This window comes from bacterium (assembly GCA_018830565.1).
Lineage (GTDB): Bacteria > UBA9089 > JAHJRX01 > JAHJRX01 > JAHJRX01 > JAHJRX01.
In genome coordinates, this window is the sequence record JAHJRX010000034.1 from 1 (window position 1) to 10,455 (window position 10,455).

Genomic DNA, 10,455 nt, shown 5'->3' on the forward strand with positions numbered 1-10,455 from the left:
ATCTTGCCCACTCTTTTTTGCTCATTTCGAAAATGTCCTTTTCTTCCATTTCTCCCTCCTTTTTTGAGGGATATTTTACATCCTTAAACAGGACATTTTCATTTTGCCAGATTAGGACATTTTCATTTTGGTATTACACAGGAAAAAATAATTGTTGACTAAATTTAATTTCTTTATAGAATTATAAGAATATTTTCAAGCAATTATGAGGTGTTTATTATGCATTTAATCGTCGATGGCTATGAAGCTGATTATCAAAAACTAATTGATTTAGATTTTATCTATAACATTTTAGATGTTACTCCAGAAAAAATTAGCATGACTAAGATTATGCCTCCTTACGTGTTTAAATATCATGGTAAAAACCCTGAAGATTGGGGCCTTTCTGGTTTTGTCTTAATTGCTGAAAGTCACATTAGTATTCATACTTTCCCAGAAAAAAGATATTTAAATATAGATATCTTTTCTTGTAAAGTGTTTGATAGTGAAGCCGCTATAAAACTTATGAAGGATAATTTTTCTATTAATAAGACTCAAATAAAACTTTTGGAGAGAGGAATAGAATATCCTCATAATATAGAAAAAGCTTCAAATGTTGTAAGTCTTGAAAGATGTCAGCTTCAAGCTACGAAAACAAGCTAAATCTTCTCATTTAAAATACATTCTACTATTAAATTAAATAAATCAAGGTATGAAAACAAGGAAAATATAGCTAAGCTATAGGGTTGAGTAATTAAATTTTAAATATGGGTAAATTAGAAGTCAACAGCCATAAATTTATATCTCGTTATAGTTTTGCTAATATTCATCAAGATAAAAGTGATTTTGACAAAGCAAAATATGTTATCTTGCCAGTTCCTTACGATGCCACGACTACTTATAAGACAGGAACAAGAGAAGGGCCATTATTTATTATTAATGCCTCCTTTAATTTAGAGGATTACGATATCGAGACTAAGCAAAGTTTAAGTGAGCTTGATATTTTTACTTTACCTGAAGTAAGTCCCTTGGTCAGTAGTCCTCAAGATATGATAAAAAATCTTTCTGGCATATATCAAGACTTGTTAGACAATGACAAGGTTGTCCTTATGTTAGGAGGAGAGCATTCCTTATCTATAGCCTCGGTGGAATCGCTTTCCAAAAAGAAAGTAGATTTCTCGGTGGTGCAATTAGATGCTCATGCAGATTTAAGGGATATGTATCAAGGAAGTAAATACAGCCATGCTTGCACAATGAGAAGAATCTTAGAAATAACTTCTAATGTTTTTCAAGTTGGGATAAGGAGCATCTCCTCAGAAGAATATTCTTTGGTAATAAATAATAACTTACCTATTCTTTACATCGAAGATACAAACGAAGAAGATAAATGCTTAAAAAAGATACTTAGTCAGACTAAAGATCAAGTTTACCTGACTATAGATTTAGATGTTTTGGACCCTTCTATTATGCCAGCGGTAGGAAATCCTGTAGCCGGAGGAATGAGCTATTCTTTACTCCTATTCTTTATAAGAGAGATTATTAAGAAAAAAAGAATTGTCGGCGTTGATATTACTGAATTATGCCCCCTGGAAGGCAATAGTGCTTCTTCTGCCTTAGCAGCTCAATTAGTTCTTAAAATTCTAATGTATATAAATAAATTTAATTAACTGCCAACATTCAGCCGTCAGGAAGTTTAGTCATTATTAACGAAAACTTGACATAGGAAATAATCCCGAGCAATAAAAGATAAACTTGTTTGTATAGGAATTAGAGAGTTTTTAAAGGGTAAATTTTACACTACTTTAGGAACTTTAAAGAAGTTATCTTTTCTTTGAAGAGCATTCTTCAAAAGATCTTCACAATTAAATTCTTGTTTTGCCTTATCTTCTCTTAATTTTTCACCCAAAGGAAGGACATTAAAAGTAGGCAACACATCTTCAGTATTTAATTGATTTATTTTTTCTACATAATTCAAGATCTCTTCTATTTGCTCAGAAAGCATCTTTTTTTCTTCTTCATTAAGATTTAAACGAGCTAAAAGAGCTAAGTATTCAACATCTTCTTGATTGATTTTAGCCATTTTTATTCCTCTTTAAAAATTTTATCAGCGGTTAGTTGTTGGTAAAAAAATATTGGTAAAAAAACAGATAATCATAAAGCCTTACTTAATTATACTTCCTACCACTAAAGAAGCTATGGCTTGTTCTCTTCCTATGAAACCTAATTTCTTTGCTGTTGTAGCCTTAATGCTTATCTCCTCTATTTGAACCTTCAAGGTTAAAGCTATATTTTCTTTCATCTTAGTAATATAGGGAGCTAACCTTGGTTTTTCAGCAATAATGGTAACATCGATATTATTTAAAGAAAAACCCATCTCTTTCATTATTAAATAAACTTTTTCTAATAATACTAAACTTGAAATTCCTTTAGTTTCGGGCTTGTCCACACCAAATACCTGGCCAATATCCCCTTTATTTAAAGCTCCTAATAAAGCATCTATTATCCCATGAACTAAGACATCTGCATCAGAATGACCAGAAAGCCCTTTAGAGAAGGGAATCTTTACTCCTCCTAAAATCAAATCTCTTCCTTCTACTAATTCATGAGTATCAAATCCTATTCCAAATCTAATCATATAAAGACATTCCTACTTAACTGTATTTTTCAATAGTTCAATAGATCTTAGATTATCTTCTTGTATTATTTCACACCTGACGGCTAAATGCTTATCTTTATATCTTATCTCTCAATAATAAGTATTCTACCAAAAGAAGATCTTGGGGATAAGTAACCTTGATATTTACTTGATTATTTTCAATAATCGCTACTTTTTTTCCTATTCTAACTACTAAAGAAGTATCATCAGTTCCATAAAAGTTATCTTGATAAGCCTTTTGATAAGCTTGCTTAATTAAATCATATTTAAAACATTGTGGTGTTTCCAAAGTATAAACATTCTTTCTCTCTAAAGTTTTCTCTATATAATAACTTTTACCCTTAAGCACCATAGTATCTCTAATTAGTTTTCCTACTACTACCGCATCTTCATCCATAGTTCTTAAAATAACCTCTTCTAATAAGACATTGGTAATTAGTGGTCTTACCCCATCATGGATTAAGACTAACTCTGTAGAGGGGCTAACTTTTTTTAAACCAAGATAGACAGAATCTTGTCTTTCTTTTCCTCCTTTAACAATTTCTTTCACTTTAGAAATTTTATACTTTTCTACTATCTCCTTTTGGCAGTAACTGATCCTATCTTCTGAGACCACTACAATAATTTCATCTATTTTAGGACAAAGGGCTATTTTGTCTAAGGTATAAAATAATAAAGGTTTATTAATGATCCCTAAATACTGCTTAGGAATTTCTTTCTCCATCCTTTGGCCCACTCCAGCGGCCACGATAATTGCTGTAACCATCACCACGCCTCAATAGAAAAGCCAGAGCTTTTTAGCTCTGGCTTTTCTCTAACTTTTTTACTTTTCCTTTTAGCTTTCCTCTAAATTAGCAAAAATCATCCTTCCGGCTGTAGTTTGTAGGACGCTAGCTACTGTTATCGTTACTTTTCGTCCTACGCATTTTGCGGCGTTATCTATTACCACCATAGTTCCATCATCAAGGTAAGTTATTCCCTGTCCTTTTTCTTTACCTTCTTTTATGATATTTACCCTCATTGCTTCACCAGGAAGAACTACTGGTCGCAAAACTTCTGCTAATTCATTAATATTTAAGACTAATACTCCTTCTAATTCAGCTACCTTATTAAGATTAAAATCATTAGTTAGTATCTTAGCATTTAACTCTTTTGCTAATTTTACTAACTTAGCATCAACCTCATGAATTTTAAGATAATCAATCTCTTCAATGACTATTTTAACTCCTACTTTCTTTTGAATTCTGTTTAAAACATCTAATCCTCTTCTGCCTCTATTTCTCTTTAAGGCATCTGGAGAATCAGCTATATATTGTAACTCTTTCAAAACAAATCGTGGGACTATTAATATCCCCTCAACAAACCCAACTTCACAGATATCAGCAATTCTTCCATCAATGATGACACTAGTATCTAAAATTTTTAGGCTATTTTTAGTAATCTTACTTTTCCTAAAATTAAAATCCCCAACACTCTTTTCACTTTTAATTGCAATAATTGTCCCTAAACAACCAAAAATAATATTCAATAAAAGCTTTGTAGGGAGATTAATGACTTTTCCTGTCTCAAAAATATCACTTACAAAATCAATTAATAAATTACAAAAGATTATGCCTGAAAATAATCCTAAAAAGCTTAACCATAAAATTTTACTAGAAATCTTTTGAATATTTTGAATATATAACTCAACTAACAATATTATTACAATTAAGAAAATACTACTAATAATTCCATAATAAATTGGGTGCTGGAGGCTTTTTCCTATAAAATAACCACTTCCTATACATAACACCATTACCAGACTACGAAAGCTATTTGATAACAATTTTATTACCTCCTTTTCTGACCTTCTTTTTTCTTTCACCTCCCTTCTATTCTTTAAATTTTTTAATTAAAAATTCCCATCTTAAATATTTAAACTATACTTTCTTCTTCGCTTTCTTGCTCGCTCTTTTTTAAGATACCTCTTACGATTAAACTTGCTTCTTCAATCTCCATCCTTTTAACATAGGCTAACTCAGTAATAATAAGCTGGCAAGCACTATCAAAAAGTTTTTTTTCTCCAGAAGATAAGCTCTTTTCTTTGTTTCTAATAAATAAAGTCTTTGCTACTTCCGCTACCTTGCATATAGAACCACTCTTAATCTTATCTAAATTTACTGAATATCTAACTTTCCAATCTGAAATCTCTTCCTTGGAAACATTACCTTTTAAATATTCTAATATTTTGTCTACTTCTTCTTCCTCTACAATTGCTCTTATTCCAACTTTCTCAACAGCGTCTGCTGGAACCATTACCCTCATATTACTACCAGAAATCTTTATCACATAATACTGACGAATCTGATGTAGTATTTCTTTTTCTTCAATTAGTTCAATAATACCTGCACCATGCAGCGGATGAACTACTTTACTCCCAATTTTAAACATCCACCCTCCCTTTTAAACTTTAACTTATCATAAACTAAGGAAAAAGTCAAAACTTATTACTAATTTATAAAATAAAAAAGTAAGAGCTCATCCATCTTTTCGCTGCCAAGAATAAGGAATATCATTATGATGAGGATCTACCCTATATTCATCTGGTTGTTGGTAACAATAAGGTTCGGTAGGGCAATTAATTACCATAGCTTCTTCTTCGCTAATACATTTAAACCCATGGTATACTAACGGGGGAATGTGGAGTAAGATTTGATTATGTTCGCCCATAAAGAATTCACTTACCTCCTTAAAAGTAGGTGAATCTTCTCGGCTATCGTATAACACAATCTTCATCATTCCAGAAGCTACCACCATATTATCGCACTGCACCTTATGATAATGCCATCCCTTAACAACCCCTGGATAAGCAGTAGTTAAGTATAACTGACCAAATTTTGTAAAGATTTCATCATCACATCTTAAAATCTCCATTAATCTTCCTCGTTCATCAGGAATAATTCTTATTTTTTTTGCCTTTACTCCTTCTATCATCATCTTACTCCTCTCTTATAAACTTTAAGATCTACTTTAACTTTTGTTAACGTTCAGGTATCAGCTTTCAGTTATTATGCTGACACCTGACGACTGAACACGGACTAACTTTTTATTAAAGGTTTACTTTATTTCCATACATCTTTTCATAATATTCAAGGTACTCTTTACTTTTCACCCTATATACCCACTTGGAATTCTTGACATACCATTCTGTAGTCATCTTTATTCCTTCTTGGAAAGAGTATTGCGGTCTCCAACCTAATTCTTTTTCTGCCTTAGTAAAATCAATGGCGTATCTTCTATCATGCCCTGGTCGATCCTTGATATACTTTACTAAATTTTCTGGTTTATTTAACAACTGCAAGATAGTTCTAACTGTCTCAAGATTAGTCTTTTCACTGTTTCCACCAAAATTATACACCTCGCCCTCTTGTCCTTTATGAAGAACTAAATCAATGCCCCTACAATGATCTTCTACATATATCCAATCTCTAACATTTAACCCATCTCCATAAACAGGTAAGAATTTATCTTCCAAAGCATTTAAGATCATCAGGGGAATTAATTTTTCAGGAAATTGATAAAAACCGTAATTATTAGAACAACGAGTGATTATTCCAGGAAATTTATGGGTATGCCAAAAAGCCAAGACCAAGAGATCTGCTCCTGCCTTACTTGCAGAATAAGGAGAATTAGGAGACAAAGGGGTGCTTTCCGTAAAATATCCCGTAGAACCTAAAGAGCCATATACCTCGTCAGTTGAAATCTGAATAAATCTTCTGATACCCTGTCTCTTGGCGGAAGAAAGTAGTACTTGTGTCCCTAAAACATTAGTCCTGATAAAGACTTCTGCCTCTTCAATGCTTCGATCGACATGAGATTCGGCAGCAAAATTAATAATTACTTCTATCTCTTTATCTTTTAAAATCTTATCTACAAGTCTTTGATCGGTAATATCCCCTCTGGCAAACTCATAATTAGGACAAGTTTCCACTTCCGCTAAATTATCTAAATTACTTGCATAAGTAAGGGCATCTAAGTTAGTAATCTTATAATCTGGATATTTATTAAGCAGGTAGATGATAAAATTAGATCCAATAAAACCTGCTCCTCCGGTAACTAATATCTTCATTTTTTTATCTCCTTGATTTATTTTTTCGGAACTTCTGGTTCGGTCATCTCCTTAGAGAGATTCAGGTCTTCTCTCGTAAAGCAACCCGATCCAATAAAACATTCCCCTCGTAATCATAAAAACACCTTTCATCGGTGTTTGTAAATTACATTTTCTTGAGTCATCAGAATACCTTCTTAATCTTGTAGAATTTGATTAATCGACTCATTTTTAAGACAAATTACCACAGGACTTTGTCTTAAAGATAATCACTAATTTTCAATCTATAAATAGTTGCCACTCCTTCATCTATACACCAAAGGTAAGTTCCATCATAGACTAAACCACGAGGATCTCCTCGAGGCGCAGAAAAAGAAGCTACCACCACGCCTGTAGAAAAATCAATCTTATAGATAAAATCTGAACCTGAATCACTATTCCAAAGATAACTTCCGTCAAAAGCTAATCCCCTGGGAGAAGATCCTGAAGAATTAAAAGAAGAAATTACTTCTCCATTTTCAGGATTTATCTTATATAATTTATTTTCTCTATAATCTACATTCCAAATATGTTTCCCATCGTAGGCTAAACCTTGAGGAGTATCCCCTGGAGAATTAAAAGAAGAAATAATTTCTCCTTTCTTAGAAACTTTATAGATCTTATCATTCTCTTTATCGGCAATATAAAATTGGCTCCCATCATAAGTAATCCCACTAAAGCTAAATTGAGGTTGGGGCAAAGAGACTAAGATCTTAGATACTTCCTCTCCTTTAGTAAGACTAAATTGTCTAATATAATTAGATTTATTATCAACTAGATATAATAGATTTTTATGATAACATAGATCAACTGGTAAGATATCTTTAGTCTTAATAGAATAACAAATAGGAAGGTTAATACTTGAAAAAGCTTCTCCACTCTTTTTATCTTTTACGGTCACTGAAACCTGATAAGTTCCATTAATAAAAGGAGTTTGCCAAATAGCTTCCTCTTCGCCAATCTGAATAAAGTTACCTTTATCGCAACCCCAGTAATACCAAAGCCTATCATTATCTAGATCCTTTGCTTTAACTTTAATAACCGTCGTTTCGTTAACTCCTATAATCTTTCGATCAGCTTTTAAGAGACTAATGAAAGGAGGATGATTGCTAAAGATAATGTCTTCAACCTTTATTACTTGTTTTTTAGTTGCCTCATCTTCAGTAATAGTTAAATTAACATAATTAGAAATGCTCTCTTTTGAAGCCACTAACTTGTATCTTCCTAAAGAAACAAGAGATAAAGTATATTCTCCTTTCAAATTAGTGGTCGTTATTGATAAAGCCTTCTTTTCTAAAGAATTTTCTAAATAAACAGTAGCCCCCATGATTGGAGTGGTAGACTTATCTATTACTCTTCCTTTTAAAAGAGTAATTTTAGATGTTTCTCGAGGCAATAAAGAAATAACTTCCAGGTCTGTTCTTTTATCTTTTTTCACCTCCACCCCTACTAATAAACTCTTGGTAAAACCCTCTTTCTTTGCATAAATATAGTAACTTCCTACGGGTATATATTCTATAGAGAAACACCCTTCATTGTTGGTGCGATAAGATAAAGTATACCCATGAGGAGTTTTAGTATGTTCTTCTCCATAAACTAATACCCCCGCCATAGGATTATGGGTAAGAGCATTAATAACTCGTCCTGTAATGATACCCATATCTTCTGGTGGCTTAGTTTTTACTTGATGTCCTATTTCTACCCAAATTTTTAAAATCTCTTTCCAAAGATAGTTAAAAGTTATTACTCCTCGAATTAACCTTAAAACTTCATTCTCTTTGCTCTCTTTATAAACAAAATCATAAGTACTATTACCTTTATTGCTTGCAGAATTCATCTCCACTCTAACTATAGAAGTAGCAAAAAATACATTTACCTCTGAGGTCGAAGAAATAGTAGTTCCTTTTTGGATTTCGGAAATTACTACCTCCTTAATTTTCTCCTTTGGAGGAGCACTTTCCTTCAGTAACCTCTCTTTCTTTGCCCATGAATCTAACTTACTTTCAGGAAGACTCAAGGTATTCTTTTCATAATAGCATCCTTTGCACCCACCAATGAATACTAAAAAGAAAATAATGCTGGCTAATAAATATTGTCTTGAATACATCTTTTTAAAATAAAGATAAGGATAAAATTTAGGTTATCTCACTATTTTAATATTGTAAGCATATTGTAAGCATTCAGGTATCAGCTTTCAGCTAACAGTTTTATTAGAAATAAGTCCATTAAAGCAAAAGAGAGGAGTATTTTGTCAGAGACGCTACTACCTGATTTTGTTAGCTTTAGTTGACTGCTGACGACTTACTTATATATTACATATTAATAGCCATCTTGTTAATAGCCATCTTGATTTGTTTAAAGATATTTTTTTATCTCTTTAATTATATTTTTTTGAACCAAATCTATCTGGCCATAAAGAGTACATCCAGCTGCTTGTTTATGACCTCCTCCACCAAATAAACGAGCTAATTTATTCACATCAACCTTATCTTTAGATCTAAAATTAATCCTAAGCATATTATCTTTTATTTCTCGGATAAAGATAGCTACTTCTACAGAAGCTATGGAAAGTAATAAATTAGTGACCATTTCTGTTTCTATATGCTCAGCTTTACTCTCTTTCCTCGTTTCTTCAGTCAAAGAGACCAGAGCTACTTTTTTATAGCAAAATAAAGTTAAAGTAGAAAGACATAAGGCTAAAAGATTAATCATCCCAGGAGGATTATTTTCGTAAATAAGATTATAGATTTTAGAAGAATTTAAGTTATGGGTTAACAATTCAGAAACTATTTGGTGAGTAAAAGAATTGCTATTAGAAAAACGGAAAGAACCAGTATCAGTTAAGATAGCTGTATATAAGAGCGTAGCTAAAGCCTGATCTAATTCTACAGGAATTTCTTTAGCTATTTGGAAGATCATTTCTCCTACTGAACTAGCTTGGGAATTAAGAAGATTAAATCTTCCTAACCCATAGCTATTTAAATGATGGTCGATATTGATAATTATCTTAGAACTTTGAACTATTTCTTTAACCTTGCCTATTCTCTCCCATTCACTGCAATCTAAGATAATCGCAACATCAAAGATCTTTTTTGTTTCGAGATTAGTTGAGATTAAATGACTATCAGGCAAAAAGGCAAAGTGTTGAGGAATCTTATCTTGATTAATAATAGTTACCTTTTTTCTTAGTCTTTTTAAGAGATAGGCTAAAGCAAGTTGGCTGCCAATAGCATCTCCATCTGGTCGGATATGGGAGGTAATTAAGAAGTTGTTTTCTTCTTTAAGAAGATTTTTAATAGCATAAAGATTATCCAAAAAATAACCTCTTTTTTTAACAATGTTAATTGTTTAAAGTTTAAAGAGAGCCTCTTCTTAACTTCTTGTTCTGCAAGTTACTAAAAATAAATTACTTCTCTTTTCTGGCAATAAGTCATTGAGTTTTATTGAGTTATAGTATAATCCTCAAAGATTTACAAAACTATTAAGATCAAAGATTATCAAAAAAACCATAGAAAGTCATTAAAAAAATTAGATGTGTTATTATATAGTAGTTACTCAACTTTGGCAAAAACTTTGCTAAAATATTCCCTTATGTAAAATTAAAAATCAAATAGCAAATGTCAAAATTACATATCAAAATGTAAAATTACTTTTTCCCTTTCAGTGTTAAAATACTTGAGGCAAAGATATTTGC

General features: G+C 31.8%; 11 protein-coding genes. 2 read left to right on the top strand and 9 right to left on the bottom strand.

All coding sequences use genetic code 11. The features are described from left to right. Nucleotides 1-219 precede the first annotated feature (219 nt). Together speD and speB are read left to right on the top strand one after the other, a co-directional pair. Entirely contained in the window at nucleotides 220-642 is a 423-nt protein-coding gene (speD, locus tag KJ849_02625) for an adenosylmethionine decarboxylase (protein ID MBU2599455.1), read from the top strand. A 104-nt stretch (nucleotides 643-746) separates the two neighbouring features. Then, complete coding sequence (speB, locus tag KJ849_02630) at nucleotides 747-1,646, top strand: agmatinase (GenBank protein ID MBU2599456.1); 900 nt, start codon at nucleotides 747-749, stop codon at nucleotides 1,644-1,646. A gap of 125 nt (nucleotides 1,647-1,771) precedes the next feature. On the opposite strand, the gene gatC is transcribed toward speB, so the two are convergent. The 9 genes from gatC to KJ849_02675 form a co-directional block, all read right to left on the bottom strand. Then, nucleotides 1,772-2,059: an Asp-tRNA(Asn)/Glu-tRNA(Gln) amidotransferase subunit GatC gene (gatC, locus tag KJ849_02635; GenBank protein ID MBU2599457.1), complete on the bottom strand. Its 288-nt coding sequence runs from the start codon at nucleotides 2,057-2,059 to the stop codon at nucleotides 1,772-1,774. Between the two features lie 81 nt (nucleotides 2,060-2,140). Next, a complete protein-coding gene (gene ispF, locus KJ849_02640; protein ID MBU2599458.1) occupies nucleotides 2,141-2,614 on the bottom strand; it encodes a 2-C-methyl-D-erythritol 2,4-cyclodiphosphate synthase in 474 nt (157 codons plus the stop codon). A gap of 97 nt (nucleotides 2,615-2,711) precedes the next feature. Further along, nucleotides 2,712-3,401, bottom strand: coding sequence for a 2-C-methyl-D-erythritol 4-phosphate cytidylyltransferase (gene ispD, locus KJ849_02645; GenBank protein MBU2599459.1), 690 nt, complete (start codon nucleotides 3,399-3,401; stop codon nucleotides 2,712-2,714). 69 nt (nucleotides 3,402-3,470) lie between these two features. Beyond that, the gene (locus tag KJ849_02650; GenBank protein MBU2599460.1) at nucleotides 3,471-4,430 is read right to left on the bottom strand and encodes a TRAM domain-containing protein; all 960 of its coding nucleotides are present in this window, start codon (nucleotides 4,428-4,430) and stop codon (nucleotides 3,471-3,473) included. A gap of 119 nt (nucleotides 4,431-4,549) precedes the next feature. Next, nucleotides 4,550-5,065, bottom strand: coding sequence for a CarD family transcriptional regulator (locus tag KJ849_02655; GenBank protein ID MBU2599461.1), 516 nt, complete (start codon nucleotides 5,063-5,065; stop codon nucleotides 4,550-4,552). 87 nt (nucleotides 5,066-5,152) lie between these two features. Beyond that, nucleotides 5,153-5,608, bottom strand: coding sequence for a dTDP-4-dehydrorhamnose 3,5-epimerase family protein (locus tag KJ849_02660; protein ID MBU2599462.1), 456 nt, complete (start codon nucleotides 5,606-5,608; stop codon nucleotides 5,153-5,155). A gap of 115 nt (nucleotides 5,609-5,723) precedes the next feature. Beyond that, complete coding sequence (gene rfbB / locus KJ849_02665) at nucleotides 5,724-6,743, bottom strand: dTDP-glucose 4,6-dehydratase (GenBank protein MBU2599463.1); 1,020 nt, start codon at nucleotides 6,741-6,743, stop codon at nucleotides 5,724-5,726. 238 nt (nucleotides 6,744-6,981) lie between these two features. Next, complete coding sequence (locus KJ849_02670) at nucleotides 6,982-8,778, bottom strand: carboxypeptidase regulatory-like domain-containing protein (protein MBU2599464.1); 1,797 nt, start codon at nucleotides 8,776-8,778, stop codon at nucleotides 6,982-6,984. Between the two features lie 338 nt (nucleotides 8,779-9,116). Beyond that, complete coding sequence (locus KJ849_02675) at nucleotides 9,117-10,076, bottom strand: bifunctional oligoribonuclease/PAP phosphatase NrnA (GenBank protein MBU2599465.1); 960 nt, start codon at nucleotides 10,074-10,076, stop codon at nucleotides 9,117-9,119. Between the last annotated feature and the right edge of the window lie 379 nt (nucleotides 10,077-10,455).